The 14,669-nt window shown below is 69.2% G+C and carries 17 protein-coding genes and 3 tRNA genes; 7 read left to right on the top strand and 13 right to left on the bottom strand.

Annotation, left to right across the window (positions count from 1 at the left end; translation table 11 throughout):
- Nucleotides 1-46 precede the first annotated feature (46 nt).
- Both D451_RS0108960 and D451_RS0108955 read right to left on the bottom strand, forming a co-directional pair.
- Nucleotides 47-586 carry a hypothetical protein gene (locus D451_RS0108960; protein WP_017534159.1) on the bottom strand — a complete coding sequence of 180 codons (540 nt, stop codon included), beginning with the start codon at nt 584-586 and terminating at the stop codon, nt 47-49.
- A 2-nt stretch (nt 587-588) separates the two neighbouring features.
- The gene (locus D451_RS0108955) at nt 589-918 is read right to left on the bottom strand and encodes a hypothetical protein (protein ID WP_017534158.1); all 330 of its coding nucleotides are present in this window, start codon (nt 916-918) and stop codon (nt 589-591) included.
- Nucleotides 919-1,078: 160 nt separating this feature from the next.
- On the opposite strand from D451_RS0108955, the gene D451_RS0108950 reads away from it, so the two are divergent.
- From D451_RS0108950 to D451_RS0108940, 3 genes are all read left to right on the top strand, one after another.
- Nucleotides 1,079-1,151, top strand: a tRNA-Asn gene (locus tag D451_RS0108950).
- Between the two features lie 162 nt (nt 1,152-1,313).
- Nucleotides 1,314-1,386, top strand: a tRNA-Asn gene (locus D451_RS0108945).
- A gap of 162 nt (nt 1,387-1,548) precedes the next feature.
- A tRNA-Asn gene (locus D451_RS0108940) sits at nt 1,549-1,621 on the top strand.
- Between the two features lie 48 nt (nt 1,622-1,669).
- Here the strand turns inward: D451_RS0108940 and D451_RS0108935 are convergent.
- The 10 genes from D451_RS0108935 to D451_RS0108890 all read right to left on the bottom strand — a co-directional run bounded on the left by D451_RS0108935 (nt 1,670) and on the right by D451_RS0108890 (nt 9,845).
- Nucleotides 1,670-2,338: a class I SAM-dependent methyltransferase gene (locus D451_RS0108935; RefSeq protein ID WP_017534157.1), complete on the bottom strand. Its 669-nt coding sequence runs from the start codon at nt 2,336-2,338 to the stop codon at nt 1,670-1,672.
- 13 nt (nt 2,339-2,351) lie between these two features.
- Nucleotides 2,352-3,194: an ABC transporter permease gene (locus D451_RS0108930; protein ID WP_036567929.1), complete on the bottom strand. Its 843-nt coding sequence runs from the start codon at nt 3,192-3,194 to the stop codon at nt 2,352-2,354.
- 32 nt (nt 3,195-3,226) lie between these two features.
- Entirely contained in the window at nt 3,227-4,159 is a 933-nt protein-coding gene (locus D451_RS0108925) for an ABC transporter ATP-binding protein (RefSeq protein ID WP_202421642.1), read from the bottom strand.
- Complete coding sequence (locus D451_RS0108920; protein WP_020379946.1) at nt 4,149-4,742, bottom strand: MauE/DoxX family redox-associated membrane protein; 594 nt, start codon at nt 4,740-4,742, stop codon at nt 4,149-4,151. The genes D451_RS0108925 and D451_RS0108920 overlap by 11 nt, the downstream gene beginning before the upstream one ends.
- Nucleotides 4,732-5,166, bottom strand: coding sequence for a lasso peptide biosynthesis B2 protein (locus D451_RS0108915; RefSeq protein ID WP_026124932.1), 435 nt, complete (start codon nt 5,164-5,166; stop codon nt 4,732-4,734). The genes D451_RS0108920 and D451_RS0108915 overlap by 11 nt, the downstream gene beginning before the upstream one ends.
- Nucleotides 5,163-5,420, bottom strand: coding sequence for a lasso peptide biosynthesis PqqD family chaperone (locus tag D451_RS0108910; protein WP_014908438.1), 258 nt, complete (start codon nt 5,418-5,420; stop codon nt 5,163-5,165). Before D451_RS0108910 ends, D451_RS0108915 begins: the two co-directional genes overlap by 4 nt.
- Before the next feature lie 2 nt (nt 5,421-5,422).
- Complete coding sequence (locus D451_RS0108905; protein WP_017534152.1) at nt 5,423-7,267, bottom strand: asparagine synthase-related protein; 1,845 nt, start codon at nt 7,265-7,267, stop codon at nt 5,423-5,425.
- A gap of 137 nt (nt 7,268-7,404) precedes the next feature.
- Nucleotides 7,405-7,545: a lasso RiPP family leader peptide-containing protein gene (locus D451_RS27835; RefSeq protein ID WP_014911574.1), complete on the bottom strand. Its 141-nt coding sequence runs from the start codon at nt 7,543-7,545 to the stop codon at nt 7,405-7,407.
- A 378-nt stretch (nt 7,546-7,923) separates the two neighbouring features.
- Entirely contained in the window at nt 7,924-8,937 is a 1,014-nt protein-coding gene (locus D451_RS28920) for an ISAzo13-like element transposase-related protein (RefSeq protein WP_017534151.1), read from the bottom strand.
- The gene (locus tag D451_RS0108890) at nt 8,934-9,845 is read right to left on the bottom strand and encodes a DMT family transporter (protein WP_036567927.1); all 912 of its coding nucleotides are present in this window, start codon (nt 9,843-9,845) and stop codon (nt 8,934-8,936) included. Before D451_RS0108890 ends, D451_RS28920 begins: the two co-directional genes overlap by 4 nt.
- Nucleotides 9,846-9,986: 141 nt before the next feature.
- Between D451_RS0108890 and D451_RS0108885 the strand changes: the two genes are divergently transcribed.
- A complete protein-coding gene (locus tag D451_RS0108885) occupies nt 9,987-11,180 on the top strand; it encodes a sensor histidine kinase (RefSeq protein ID WP_017534149.1) in 1,194 nt (397 codons plus the stop codon).
- Nucleotides 11,177-11,884, top strand: coding sequence for a response regulator transcription factor (locus tag D451_RS0108880; RefSeq protein WP_017534148.1), 708 nt, complete (start codon nt 11,177-11,179; stop codon nt 11,882-11,884). Before D451_RS0108885 ends, D451_RS0108880 begins: the two co-directional genes overlap by 4 nt.
- A gap of 145 nt (nt 11,885-12,029) precedes the next feature.
- Here the strand turns inward: D451_RS0108880 and D451_RS0108875 are convergent, their stop codons facing one another.
- Nucleotides 12,030-12,917, bottom strand: coding sequence for an SAM-dependent methyltransferase (locus D451_RS0108875; RefSeq protein ID WP_014910771.1), 888 nt, complete (start codon nt 12,915-12,917; stop codon nt 12,030-12,032).
- A gap of 544 nt (nt 12,918-13,461) precedes the next feature.
- Here D451_RS0108875 and D451_RS0108870 point away from each other — a divergent pair.
- Together D451_RS0108870 and D451_RS0108865 are read left to right on the top strand one after the other, a co-directional pair.
- Nucleotides 13,462-14,160, top strand: coding sequence for a RibD family protein (locus tag D451_RS0108870; protein ID WP_014913269.1), 699 nt, complete (start codon nt 13,462-13,464; stop codon nt 14,158-14,160).
- A complete protein-coding gene (locus D451_RS0108865; protein ID WP_017534147.1) occupies nt 14,157-14,645 on the top strand; it encodes a cytidine/deoxycytidylate deaminase family protein in 489 nt (162 codons plus the stop codon). Before D451_RS0108870 ends, D451_RS0108865 begins: the two co-directional genes overlap by 4 nt.
- Nucleotides 14,646-14,669: the final 24 nt, after the last annotated feature.

Here is a 14,669-nt window from a genome sequence, read left to right as displayed (position 1 = left end):
TGCTAGGTCGGCGGTGTCCGGGACCCCGGACACCGCCGACCGGTGGTCAGACGCCCATCTGTTCCCGGAGCAGCGAGAGCGCGCGGGAGACGGCCTCGGAGAGTTCCGGGTCCTCGGGATCGAGACCTTCGCCCAGATGGACGCGCCAGTCGATCTCGCCGCCCAAGGGCGGACGACGCGCCACCAGACGGAAACCGCGGGTGGAGTCGGGGGAGGGGAAGGGGACGAACCGGTTGACGAGGATGGTCGAGGTCACCCGCTCGGAGACCGCCTCGGCCATCCTGCGGTAGTCCACGGCGTCGCCGGTCTCCTCGGAACGCAACCGGATGATGTGCTCTCCGTGGCCCTCCTCGACGAACGTGAACGTCTCGGTGCCCCACCGGGCCTGGTCGATGTTCTGCCAGAGGACGTCACGGCCGTCCGGCAGGTACAGGGCGCGGGTGGTGGCGACCAGGAGGGGCGGTCCGTCATAGGGGAGGGGGGTGCCGCCCGGGGCCGCGGCGACGGAGGCGTGCGCGAGCACGCGCTCACCGCGCCGCAGCCGGGAGCGGATCTCGGCGGGTACGTCCCGCCCGAACAGGGCCATGGTCAGGTGTTCCGATCTCCGCCGGCGCCGGGGCCGGTCCCGTTGGAGGTGTGGGTCTCCCACTCGATGAGCTCGATCTCCTCGTCCTCGGTGGGACGGGCCAGGAAGTCCCGCACGGAGGTGATGGGCATCTTCTCCACGGCCTTGTCGTAGACGGCCCGGCCCGCGTTGCCCGCCTGGGCGCCGACGAGTCCGGCGACCTCCTGGACGAGCGGGCTGTCGGCCACCTTGCGCGCGGTACGGGCGAGCTGCTCGTAGCGGGCTCGGCCCGCCTTGGCGCCCAAGACGTATCCGATGGCGAGGCCGGCGACGAACGTGATCCGGTAGCGCATGGGTCCCTCTTTAAGGCCTTGGTGACGGTCGGAGTGGTCCGTGCCCCGACGTTACCCTGTCGTGCTTCCGGCCACACAGGTCGACACCGGTCCCGAGCACTCTCAAAGCGCGCTAGTCTATTGGTGTCGCCAGGGCCCACGGGGTCGGGCGACGACGCGATCCCGCGTAGCTCAATCGGCAGAGCAGCCGGCTGTTAACCGGCAGGTTATTGGTTCGAGTCCAATCGCGGGAGCGGGAGAGGGCCCGTCGGAGTCATCCGGCGGGCCCTCACTGCGTTCGACGGAAGGCGGGGCGGAGAACACCGCTCCGAATACGGGAGACCGTCCCGAGCACCCTCGAAAAGGCGCTAGTCTATTGGTGTCGCCAAGGCCTACGGGGTCGGGCGACGACGCGATCCCGCGTAGCTCAATCGGCAGAGCAGCCGGCTATTAACCGGCAGGTTATTGGTTCGAGTCCACTCGCGGGAGCGGGAGAGGGCCCGTCCGAGTCATCCGGCGGGCCCTCACTGCGGTCGACGGAAGGCGGGGCGGAGAACAGCGCTCCGAATACGGGAGACCGTCCCGAGCACCCTCGAAAAGGCGCTAGTCTATTGGTGTCGCCAAGGCCTACGGGGTCGGGCGTCGACGCGATCCCGCGTAGCTCAATCGGCAGAGCAGCCGGCTGTTAACCGGCAGGTTATTGGTTCGAGTCCAATCGCGGGAGCGGGAGAGGGCCCGTCGGAGTCATCCGGCGGGCCCTCGGTCGTCTTCTTCAGGCGGTCTCGCGACGCAGGTGGTGCACCCAGGCGGGCGGGACGTTGCGCCAGACCCTCTTCGACACCACGAGATGGTCGCGTACGAACCGGTCCACGAGCCGCTGGGAGAGCCTCTGACGCGTGTAGGAGGCGCGGGAGGCCGTGACCGCCTTCAACTCCCGGGTGAACAGATAGCCGTAGAGGGACATGTGTCCTCGCGGGGCGATGTGCTCCATGTAGAAGTCCAGGATGTCGCGGGTCTCCTCGTGGGTGAAGTTCGCGAAGGGGAGACCGGAGACGATGAGGTCGTAGGGGGCCTCGGGGGCGAGGTCCCGGATATCGGCCGTGTGGATCGTGTACCCCGTCCCGGGTGACCCGTCGGCCGCCTCCGCCAGGGTCTCGGTCAGGTCCTCCACGTACTCCTTGTTCACCTCGACCGCGTCGAGATGGTCTCCGGGTCGAAGATGCGCGAAGAGCACCCGGGTGACGGCCCCGTTCCCGGCCCCGACCTCCAAAACACGGACCGGGCGTCCGGTGGCCCGGCCCCTGAGGAACCGGGCCAGCTCGTACGCCAGCGGTCGCCCGCTGGGCAATACGGCTCCGGTGTCCCGCATGCTGGCGAGGGCGGAGCGCAGGAACCTGACTTGGTGTTGAAGAGGCACGGTGGTCTCCAGTCGACTTCTCATGATCCGATCGGTGTCAGTTCGTTCCGAGGGGGCGTGCGAACCCCTTGACGGCCAAGAGGGCGCAGGGCAGCGCGATCACCGCGCTTCCGATCACCGCGTAGAGGGTGGCGCTCATGTCGGGATCGCCCAGGATCCAACCTCGGGCCGCCGTGATGGCGTAGGTCATGGGGTTGACGTGGGAGAGACTCCGCAGCCAGTCCGGCAGGCCGTCCAAAGGGACGAACGCGTTGGTGCCGAACATGAGCGCGAACATGGCCAGGCCGGAGAAGGTCTGCATGACCTCGGCGTTGCGGAACCAGCAGGCCATGGCGATGAACACCCAGCCGAGGCAGTTCCCGGTCATCAGGGCGATGAGCATCGCGACCGCCATGCCGACCGCTCCACCGGGGGCGTGGAAGGAGAAGAACAGGTGCGCGGCGGTCGACAGCGCGGAGAGCTGTATCAGGCTCCTCACCAGGTCCGAGGCGCTTCTTCCCAGAAGCACGGATCCCGGCCACACCGGCAGGGTGCGCATGCGATGGACGAAACCGTTCTTGATCTCCTGGCCCAAGGCCGCCCCGGACCCCATGCCGGACTGTAGGACGCCCATGATCATGATCGCGGGCAGCAGGAACTGGATGTAGTCGACTCCTCCGGGGAAGCTCCGGGTCTCGCTGATGCTCGTGAAGACCTGGCTCAGGACCAGGAGCATGACCAGGGGCGAGGCGACACTGACGAGGACGAGCTTCGGATCCATCCAGAGTGCGCGGAGCGCCCTGGTCGTGAGGATGTGGATCTGTAGGGGGACGGAACAGCCCCGCCAGGACACGGACTTCCAAGGGACGGTGGACCTTCGGGCTCTGGCGTCGATCGTCATCGGGTCCTTCACCGATCGCTTCGTGGCCGCGTTCATCGCGTGGAGACATGGGCGAGGTAGACGTCTTCGAGGCTGGGTTCGAAGAGCCGGAGACGGTCGATCCCCAGATTCCTCTCCTCCAGGGCGTGGATCACGGCCCCCAGGTCGCGAGGCGAGGCGATCGTGATGTCGATGTCGAAGTTCGCCTCACCGATGTCGGCGACCAGTCCCATCCTCCGGACCTCGTCCCGGGCGGCCGAGAAACGCTCTCTCTCGTTGAACCCCAGGGACGCCTTCCTCCGGCCCACGCCCCTCTTCAGCTCCGAGGGCGAGCCGGAGGCGACGACGTGTCCCCGGGAGAGGAGGACCACCTGGTCGGAGAGACGGTCGGCCTCCTCCAGGTACTGCGTGGTCAAGAGGACGGTGACGCCCTCCTCCGTCAGTCGGTGGACGATCGCCCACAGCTCCGCGCGGCTCTCGGGGTCCAGCCCCGCCGTGGGCTCGTCCAGGAACAGGACCTCGGGGCCGCCGACGATGCTCGCGGCGAGATCGATCCTTCTTCGCATGCCGCCGGAGTAGGTGCGCACCGCGCGATCGGCGGATTCGGTCATGCCGAACCGCTCCAGAAGCTCGTGCGTCCGCTCTCGTGCCTCTTTACGGGACGCCCCCAACAGCCGTGCGATCAGGACGAGGTTGTCCCGCCCGGAGATCTGTTCGTCCAGGGCCACGTACTGTCCGGCCACACCGATACGACGTCGGACCCGGCTCGCCTGCGAGACCACGTCGAACCCCGCGACCGTCGCCGTTCCCGTGGTCGGTTCGAGGACCCCGGAGAGGATGTTGATGAGTGTGCTCTTGCCGGCCCCGTTGTGTCCCAGCAGACCGAGCACCCCTCCGGGGGAGACGGACAGGGAGACGTCGTTCAGGGCCCGGACGCTTCCGAACACCTTCCCGACCTTCGAGACCTCGATGGAGTCACCCGACATCGTCGCCACCCCCCGCCGTCCCGGCCCGGGGTCGCGTCGCCCGACGGGTCGCGATGATCGCCGCCGTGGCGCGGCGGGCGAGCGGATCGTAGAACCCGATGAGGAGGAGGGCGATCGCGAGGGCTCCGAGCGCCACCGCGACCACGCCGGTGGCCGAGAGGTCCGCGAGGTCCGCCCGTACGACGAGCGGTGGCAGGGCGAGGGCGATCAGGAGCAGGTTCCTCACGATCATGGCGTAACCGATGGCCGAATCCGATCCGCCGAAGCAGGCGCACTCGGAGCGGATACCGCTCCACAGGGCCTTGACCGCCACCCCGGTGAAGGCGGTGAGCAGGGTCAGGGCCACGACGGCCCCCGCCGCGGCGGTGAGGGGCGAGATCAGGAGAAGGCAGGCGAGGACCTCACCGGCGACCACGGTGACGCCCACGGCCCGCGCCGTAGGAGGGGACCACCCGGTCAACCGGGAGATCACCGTCGCGAAGCCGCTGAAACGCCCAGGGCCCTTGATCTTCCCGACCCAGGCGGCCAGGAAGATCAGGAACAGCGCGTACTGCGCCGCGAGCGCGACGATCTCAGTCATCATCACGGACCACGATCACCGGCCTCACCGTCATGACCTTGTGGAAGTGCCGTACTTCCCCGAGCTCTCCCACGGGGGAGCCGTCGACCTCCACCCAGGCGTGCGCCCGGAACGGGGACACACGGACACCCGTGCACCATTCCGGCACGGTCCCCCTGATCCGGCAGAGGAGGAAGGTCGCGATGGAGCGCTGTAGGCAACCGGGGCCCGCGCACCTGCGGCTGACGTGGACCACCGCGTTGCGCGCGGCCAGGGCCTCCGCGAAGCCGGCGGGACCGGCGGAGCCCGCCAGGAAGGCGAGGACGCTCCGGATACGGCCGGGGCTCATCCGTGTCATCAGACGTGCCGGGAGGACGACACACCTCGCGAGGAGGCGATACCTCAGGGGCGGTCGCGTGCTCCGTTCGAGGGCCACGGGTACCGTCATCGCCGCAGCACCCCCACGGATTCGAGCGACCGGATCAGGTCCTCGACGTCGTTCCTGGCCCGGGATTCGTCTATCCCGTACCTGTCCCGGATCTCGGCGACGGCGACGTCCCGATCCCCGTCCTCTCTCAGGGAGCGCAGGATCTCCGCGGCGGTACCGTTCAGGTGCCAGTACACGCCCTTCCTCTGGTCCAGAAGAACGATCCCGTCCTCGGTCTCGGTGGAGATGATGGACGTGTCGTCGATGAATTCCATCCTCAGCCTTCCAGGATCGATACGAGGTCCTTCTCCCTGCTTCCGTCCTCGATGCTCCGGAGCCAGGACTCGCAGGCCAGTGTGTTGATGACGGGGATGATCCCGAAGGAGGAGGACGGGGGGTTGAAGACCGTCCCGCCGAAGGCCTCGGCGTCGACGAGGCCGTGTTCTTCGAGTCTCATTCCGTCGCAGAGTTCGGCGACGGCCTCGCGACTCCTCCGGAGTCCGGTGTAGGCCTCCGCGCTGTACTCGGACTTCGTGGAGCGTTCGAGGATCTCCGGCGGTGCCGTGCCGCGCAGTGCCTCGACGAGGAGGGGTTTGTAGCGGTCCGGCATGGACCATTGGTCGAAGCGGACGCTCAGAGCGATCCTCATGACCCGATCGTCCAGATAGGGGGCCTCCCAGGAGACCCCGTGCGCGCGGGTGATGTGGTTCACCTTCCGGAGCGTGTCTCCGCACAGACGCGCGTCCTGCCAGGAGGCGTGCTGCGCCCGGTAACGGGAGAGAGGGCCCCGGGAGAGGACGTCGTCGCGCCTCAACGCCTCGGAGGCGGCCTCGACGGCCTCCGGGGCGACCCACCGGGCCATCCGGCCCGAGAGGCCCCATCCGAAGTCGGGTGCGGTCGAGAACTCCCGCAGCGGGGTGCGCAGGGAGCCCGTGACCTTCCCCAACCAGGCGGAGAACGTGCTCGAATCGGCCAGCCCTCTGAGCGTCGGAGCGGTCCTCCAGCGGTACAGGGCCTGGTAGCCGAGAACGTGGGCCGGCACCTTGGCCGGATGTGTTCGGGCCAGGGAGTGGAGGTTGAGCGGTGTGGCGAAGAAGAGCTCGTCCGCGCCATGGCCGGTCAGGTGGGTCCGGGACCCCTCATCCGCCACGGCCTCGGCCGCGTGGGCGAGCCGGCCGCGGGTGCGGATCCAGGGAAAGGGGCCCTCGTGGTCGTGTACGCCGGGGCGCCGGGGGAGCAGCTCCGTGAACCAGCCGGGGGCGGAGCGTCGGTCGAAGGTCAGGTGCCGGGCCTCGGGGAGTCGCCGCTCCGCCTTGCGAGCCCATGCCTCGTCCTCGTCGGCCACGTCCGTCGCCTGCCACCTCGTGGTGACGAGGGGTACGCCCGTGGCGGCTGCGACGAAACAGAGACCGGTGGAGTCCAGACCTCCGGAGAGGTCGGCGCTCACCGTGGTCCGTCCTCGGCCGCGGCTGCGCACGGCGTCGTGAACGGCGGACGCCAGGAGCTCGGCCCCCCGCTCCAACGTCAGGTGGGGTTCCTCGGGCGACCACCAGCGGACCTGGCGCGCGGTACCGGTCCGCGAGTCGACCTGGAGGAAGTGGCCCGGGGCGAGGGCGGAGACCCCCTTCCAGACCGGGATCTCGCTCACCGGCCAGGGCGGCCAGGGCGCGATGAGTCGTGAGGCCAGGATCGAGCGGTCCCACTCGCGTCCGACGAACGGGAGCAGCAGGGCGGGGTCGCTGGCGGCCAGGACGGGGGAGCCCCGGTTCGAGTAGAAGATCTGGCGGCCGGAGGAGAGTGTCCCCTGGATCCGGACGCCCTCGTCCAGCTCGGCCACGAGGTGGTAGCTTCCCGGGATCTCCTCCGTGACCCGGGAGAGGTCGGAGAGGCTCTCGGCCGAGTCGAGGACGCGCAGAAGGGCGGGCTCGTCCATGAGGAACCGTCCCAAGAGGACGACCCTCCTGTTCCCGATCCTCGCCTTGTAGACGTCGCCCTCGTCCCAGTCACCGATGATCCACGGCCTCCCGGACGCGCGATGAACGACTTGGAGGTGTGTCCGCGCCAGACGCTCGATCGACACTCCGGCCACGTCGCCCGTGGAGGGAAGAACGATGAACTTCATTTTTCTCCGAGAGGCCTTTCGAGTTCGCCCTGTATTCCTCGTCCTCAGGCCATGAGCGCGCCGACGCCCGAGCGGCGCCGGCGCGACCCCGAGTGCCCGTTCGGTCGTTCCGGGCGGTGGCCGGTTCCGAGATCGGGTCAGCAGACCCGGACGCAGGACCAGTCGTTCTCGAATCCCCAGTTGGGGCGGCCGAGGGTGACCTCGGAGAACGCGCCCATCTCGGTGACGGTCGGAGTCTCGTAGGCGGAGATTTCGTTGCCGATCTTTTCTTCGTCCATTGTCGCTCCCGGTTTCTCGGAGGGTCTCGACGGGGCGGAGATATCCCCGGCGATGAAAGAGACGTTAACCGCGCCCCGGTTCGAGGGTCAAGAGTGCGTCGGTCGGTGCGACAAATGCTTTTTGAGTTGATTTCGCAGATTAAAGTACGATTCTCTGATGTGGTGCGTTCATGGGGATCCATGGGAATCATCGCAGGTGGATGCGGTTCTGGTCTGATCTTTCAGTGAGATCGATGTCGGTGGAGGTGGTGCTTTGGCCGGATCTGGACAAGGGGGACCGTCGAATAATCATTCTGGCTCTATTCGGCCGTTCTCAAGTGCGACATCGCTTCCAGAATGGCTGGACCATGAAGGAGCTTATGGGTGAAGATCCCAGAGTTATTCATCGTCACTCGAAACCGTGTGCGCGATGTCCATCGAACGGGGATCGCGCACACGGGAAGGTGAGACCAGGCGGATCCCCGTCTCATAGGCCACGCTCCGACCATCGGGCCAGTATTGGAGGAACCTGGTCCTCAGGCCCTCACCGCTCTCCCGCCAACGGAAGATCCCCAGAGGCAGATGGGTGGACGACACCCGGACGCCGAACCGCCTCCCCAAGCGCCGGATCCGCTCCTCCCATATCCCGTTCGCACCGTCGTGGGGCTCCCCCGAATCGACGACGATGAGGAGGCGTTCACCCCTCGGCCGGCGGCTTCGATGGGAGGTCCACCACATGCACAGCGTCGCCAGGGCCGAGGAGACGGAGTGCTCGTCGGAGGAGGGTTCGCACCGGTCGTTCGAGTCCTGAGGCCCGGTCCCCTCGGACGGTTCTAGGATCCGCCGCCTGGCACGGAGGTGGACGACGGGGTCTCCGGAGGTCTCGAACGCGAGCACGAGGTCGTTGACGGCGCGGAACCGCTCGTGGCGCCCCTCCCTGCGTTTTCCGCCATAGGCGGACCGGGGGCCCTGGAGGAGGAAGCCCTGTTCCCTCAGCAGTTTCGCGACGGTGTCCGCGGAGAGGACGTGTCCCTGTTCCCCGAGTTCGGCGGTGAGTTCACGGGTGGACTTGACGGACCACCGGAGCGGGGAGGGGGACGGACCCTCCCCTTCCGGCTCCAGGAGCGCCGAGAGCGCCGGAAGGATGCCGGGATCCTCCTCGGTGCGTCGTCTGCGGCCGGCGCCCGCGCGTCGCGCCCGTCCCGGGTCCACCCCGGTCCGGAGCCCCAGTTCCCGGACGCCCTGGGAGACGGTCGCCTCGGACCCCCCCGCCGTACGCGCCACGGTCCGGATACCTCCGTGCCCCAGGGCCCAGGCCTCGGCGCCCAAGAGCACACGCCGTTCGCGTTCGTTGAGAAGGGGGAGGATCCTGCTGAACTTGGCGGCCAGCACCTCCCGCTCCGATCCGGTCACCGGTGCGCCTCCTTCGCGGGGGCCGATGGAAGAGGGGGACGATCCATGGACGTCGATCCGGAACCGGTCTCGCGGACACTCGTCAGGAGGGTGAGCCCGTAGCCGCACAGGAGCACGCAGAGGAGCGCGACGCCCGCGCCGACCGGCCCGCCGCCGTAGGTCTCTCCCAGGAGGACGATCGCGATCACGGTGGCCGTGACCGGGTTCGCGAACACCGTGGCGCCCAAGGGCGCGCCCGGTTCCAGACCCCGGTAGGCCGCCTGGGACAGGAACAGGCCGAGGAGGGCGACGAGCGCGGTACCCAGGACGTAGGGAAGGGCCTCGACCGCCGAACCGCCGCCGGAGGTGGTGTCCACGGCCGTCTTGGCCAGCGCCGAGGAGATCCCGAAGGCCGCTCCGGCGAGGACGCCCGACAGCGGACCGCGTCGGGCGGGGGAGGTGAGTCCGGCGATCCACGCGCCCGCGCCCAGCAGCGCGAGGGAACCCAGGGTGAGACCGAGGGCCTCTCCGGGGTCCAAGGTGCGTCCCGCGCCTCCGGTGGTGGCGATCGCCAGCAGGACCGTCAAGGCCAGGACGGTGAGGAGGACGCCCTTCCACTCCCGGGCGGTCACCGATCGGCGGTCCAGACGCGCCGCCCAGGGGACGGAGAAGACCAGGACCAGCACCCCCAGAGGCTGCACCACGCTCAGGGGGGCCAGAGCCAGAGCGCCGACCTGGAACACCGACCGGGCGACGTTGAGCAGGGTGGCGATCCACCACAGGGGATGCCGCAACAGATCGAACACGGCCCGCCTCGTGGTGAGGGGCGTCGACAGGATCGTGTCGAGTCGCCACTGCGTCACCGCCGCCGCCGTGTAGGCGACGCACGACAGAACGCCCAAGCCGATTCCGAACCATGGATGCGCCATGTCCACGACTCTGCCGGGGGAGCCCGGATCCTGTCGTCCTCCGGGCGCGGGCTTCGCACATACTGCGATCGTCGTATGCGCGCGGCCACGGATTGTACGATCCTGGGTCGGACGGACGAAGCGGGTGGAGGTGCGGCGGGAGTGGGGATCCCTTCGAAGGCACTGCCCCGGCCGCTGGACGCGGCGCTCGCCGTCGCCCTGTTCGTCCTCACCATGGTCTTGGCGGCGACGGACCCGGTGGAGGGCGCCGTCGGCGCGGTGAGTGTGATCGGAGGCGCGCTCGCCTGCGCCCCCGTGGCCTTCCGTGACCGTCTCCCCGTGTGGGTCGCGTTCGTATCGCTGGTCGGATGCGTCCTGGTGGCGGTCTTCGGTGTCTTCCAGACCTCGTTGCAGATCGCTCTGGGGGTGGCGCTGTACAGCGTGGCCTCGCGGAGGGAACGAGGTGTCTCCGTGCGGATCGGGCTCTTCTCCGCCCTGTGCCTCACCGTCGCGGACCTGTCGCGAGGGGAGTACCTGTTCGCCCCGAGCGCGCTGTGGTGGGTCCTCTCGGTGGGGGCGGCGGTCTCCATCGGCTATTCGGTGCGGGTCCACAGAGAACGTCTCACCGACCTCCGGGATCGGGCCCGCCGGGCCGAGGAGCGACGTGAGGAGGAGGCGCGGCGCAGGGTGATGGAGGAGAGGCTGCGCATCGCCAGGGAGTTGCACGACGTGGTCGCGCACAACATCACCCTCATCAACGTGCAGGCCGAGGTGGCCGCCCATCTCCTGCGTGAAGACCCGGACGAGGCCGAACGGGCCCTGACGCACGTGCGCGAGGGGGGAAGATCGGTACTCGCGGAGATGTCCGCCCTGCTCAGCGTGATGCGGGCGGAGGAGGGAGAGGGGCCGCCCACCGCCCCCGCCCCGAGCTTGGAACGGTTGTCGAAGCTCGTCGAGGCGTTCGAAGAGGCCGGGGTAGCGGTCGATTACCGGGTGGAGGGCGCCCCGGCCGGGCTCCCCTCGGGGACGGACCTGGTGGCCTACCGGATCGTCCAGGAGGCGTTGACCAACGCGCGGCGGCACGGCGGAGGCGGTGTCCGGGTCCGGCTCCGGCACGGGGAGGGTGGCCTGTCCATCGACGTGCGCAACCCCCTGCCCCCTTCCACCGAGCGGCGGAGGAGATCGACCGAGGGGTCCGGGTCGGGGATCATCGGTATGCGGGAGCGGGTCGCCGCGGTCGGGGGGAACCTGTGGACGGGGAACGTGGACGACGGATTCCTGGTACGGGCCTTCCTACCCGCGGGTGAGGCCCACGATCGACGGGAACCGGTGCCGGGAGGCGAGGAGGGCGTATGACGATCCGCGTGGTGCTCGCCGACGATCAGGCCCTGGTGCGCGGAGGGTTCCGTGTCCTGATCGACGCGGCCCCGGACATCGAGGTCGTGGGCGAGGCCTCGGAGGGCGCGGAGGCCGTCGCGCTGGTACGCGAGACCGGATGCGACGTGATCCTGATGGACATCCGCATGCCGGGGACCGATGGTCTGACCGCCACCCGGGAGATCACCGAGGATTCGACCCTGGCGGGCGTCAGGGTGGTGATCCTGACGACCTTCGAGATCGACGAGTACGTCTACCAGGCGCTGCGCGCGGGAGCGAGCGGCTTCCTCGGCAAGGGGGTGGAACCGTCCGTGTTGGTGGCCGGTATCCGAGCGGTCGTCAGGGGCGACGCCCTCCTGTCGCCGGAGGCCACCAAGGGACTGATCCGCCGTTTCCTGGAGTCGCCGACGCCCGTGGTCTCCGCCGCGCATCCGGGTGTGGCGGAGCTGACCGCGCGCGAGCGGGAGTTGACCGTTCTGGTGGCCGAGGGGCTGTCCAACGCCGAGATCGCCGACCGGTTGTTCCTCTCGCCCCTGACGGTGAAGACCCATGTCAATCGCGCGATGACCAAGCTCGGCTCGCGGGACAGGGCGCAGTTGGTGGTGGCCGCCTACAGGTACGGGCTGGCCGCTCCGCCGGTTCTTCGGGGGACGGGGACACCGAGGGGTGGAACATCGAGGTGAGGGGGCCGATCCCATCGGTGGGGGCGGGGAACCGTGATGATCCACCCTGTCCGCTGCCGGTCCCTGGAAGGGCTTCGACGCGGAGGGTCAGGGTGGTGTCGCCCTCGTCGGGGAAGGACGGTGGAGCGTGGGGCCGGGACGCGGCTCAGATCCGGCCCACGCCGCCGATGATCAGTCGACGGTTGCGGTGCGGCATCTGGTAGCTGCCGTACACCGGGGGGGCCACGGGCATCGTCCGCCACTTCTGGGCCTGCAACAGGCCGGGCGGCACGGCCTCCCAGCCGTCGAAGAAGGCGGAGATCTCCTCCTCGGTACGCCAGTGGCCGTGGCCGAGGTCGCCGAGGAACAGTTCCTGGAGCTGTTCGGCCCTGAGCGCGTCCTTGCGATACCGCACGGGGTCGGGACGGCAGTAGTGGCTGAGCACCATGTGGCTGCCCGGGGCGAGCCTGTCGCGCAGGGCGGCGATGGAGCGGGAGGCCGCGACGGCGTCCGGGGTGTGCGAGACGACGCCGGTGAGCAGAAGTCCGACCGGACGGTCCAGGTCGAGGAAGTCGTGGACCTCGCGGTCCTCCAGCAGCCCCTCCGGTCGACCCAGCTCCGCCTTGAGGGCGGTGGTGGTGCGGCCGTCACGGATGAGGGCGAGGTGGTGGGTGAGGACGACCGGATCGGAGGTGGCGTAGACGACGCGGCCCTCGGAGGTGGTCTCGCGCACGATCTCGTGCGGGTCGCCCGGGGCGGGGAGCCCCGCGCCCACCTGGAGGAACTGGGTGATGCCCAGATCGGCGACCAGGTGGCGGACGGCGCGCTGGAGGAAGGCGCGTTCCCCCAGGACGAGATCGACGAAGCCGGGGACGATCCGGTCGGCTCGGGCGGCGAACTCCCGATCCACCTCGAAGTGGTCCTTGCCCTTCAGGTGGAAGGAGCGGAGCCGGGTGATATCGGCCCTGGTCAGGTTGACGAGGGGCGGGGGTTCGGCCCGGACGTGATTGTCCCCCGCCTGCCTCAGGAAATCGGGGGAGGTGAAACGAGACATCGCCGTCCTCTTGTCTGAGGTGGGGAAGTGGTCGACTCCCAGGATTGTATTCCTCGATCTCCCGCTTGTTAACCGAGTCCAGGATACAGGTCACAAAAATACCACCCGACCCGGTCCTTGAAGAGGCGTACGCCGCATGTTCGTCAGGTCTTGGGTCTCCTAGTGGTTATACGCCTAATGTCCAATTTGTGGAGAGTGTTGTTCGGGCTCCAACCTGGGCCGTCCGATCCCCGACGGGCGTGAGAACCCCCCTCGGTGAGGGCAGTGGAAGAGGAGGGGTGTACGGGGAAGTCGAGGTCCGGGCCGACACGGGACGTGGACGAGGTCCTCCGAGAGGGGGCGGGAAATCACTCCGAGAAACATGGGAAAAAGAAGGCGATCAATTCCGAAACCGACCCCTGCCAGCGTGAATCCGGAGAGGATCGGTGTTCTCCATTCGTTTCCCGGTGCCGATGGACTTCGAGAAATCGCGTATCGACGAAGAGAACACGCGCGGAGTGGGCGCCCGGCCGTCGCCCCCTGTCCTCGAGGCTAGCCTGGGGTCATGGATCGCCCCTACACCATTCTGAGCTGCGCCATGTCGGTCGACGGTCGCATCGACGACACCGGCCCCGAACGCCTGCGCCTGTCCAACCCCGCCGACTTCGCCGAGATCGACGAGCTGCGGGCCGGCTGCGACGCGATCCTGGTCGGCGCGGGCACCCTGCGCGCCGACGACCCGCGCCTCCTGGTCCGTTCGCCGGTCCTGCGCGAACGCCGGCGCGAACAGGGGCGGACCGAGCACCTTCTCAAGGCCGTGATCACCCGGAGCGGAGAGATCGACCCGAACGCCCGACTCTTCTCCACCGGTGACGCGGGCGCGGTCGTCTACAGCGGGGGAGAGGGAGCCGAGACCGCCGCCCGCCTCCTGGCCGACCTTCCCGACACCCATCCGCCGGCCGAGGTCGTCGACGCCGGCGACCCTCCCACGGCCGAGGCCGTCCTGGCCGATCTGGCCGGACGCGGGGTGTCCCGACTCCTGGTGGAGGGGGGAGGGCACATCCACACCCTCTTCCTCACCTCGGGGTTGGTCGACGAGCTCCGGTTGGCGGTGGCCCCCTTCTTCGTGGGAGAGGAGGACGCTCCGCGCTTCGTCGTGCCCGGGGTCTACCCCCACGGACCGTCCCACCCCATGAGGCTGGTCGAGACCCGCGCGCTGGGGGACGTCGTGGTCCTGCGCTACCGCCTGGGGGACGAGCGATGACCGCCGCTGGTGCGGGGGAGCGGGGGCCGGTTCCGGCCGAGGGGGCGGCCGACGCCCACTGGCTGGAGCGGGCGATCGAGCTGTCCCGCTCCTGCCCGCCCTCGACCACGGCCTTCTCGGTGGGCTCGGTCGTCGTCGCGGCCGACGGTCTGATCCTCGGCGAGGGCTACTCCCGCCGTGACGACCCGCTCGACCACGCGGAGGAGGCGGCCCTGCGCGGGATCGACCCCGGGGACCCGCGGCTGGAGACGGCGACGATCTACACGTCCCTGGAGCCGTGCAGCGCCCGGGCCTCACGGCCCCGCTCGTGCACCGCGCTGATCCTGGGCACCCCGATCCCGCGTGTGGTCATGGCCTGGCGCGAGCCGGCCCTGTTCGTCGACTGCGACGGGGCGGAACGCCTCACGGCGGCCGGACGGTCCGTGGTGGAGCGCCCCGAGCTCGCCGAGGGCGTACGCGAGGTCAACGCGCACCTGCTCGCCTGAGGCCCTCCTCGGGGTGCTTCGAGG

This window comes from Nocardiopsis alba DSM 43377 (assembly GCF_000341225.1).
In the GTDB taxonomy this organism is placed as follows: Bacteria; Actinomycetota; Actinomycetes; order Streptosporangiales; family Streptosporangiaceae; genus Nocardiopsis; species Nocardiopsis alba.
The sequence above is the reverse complement of the archived record's forward strand: the minus strand, read 5'-3'. Positions and strand labels throughout refer to the sequence as shown.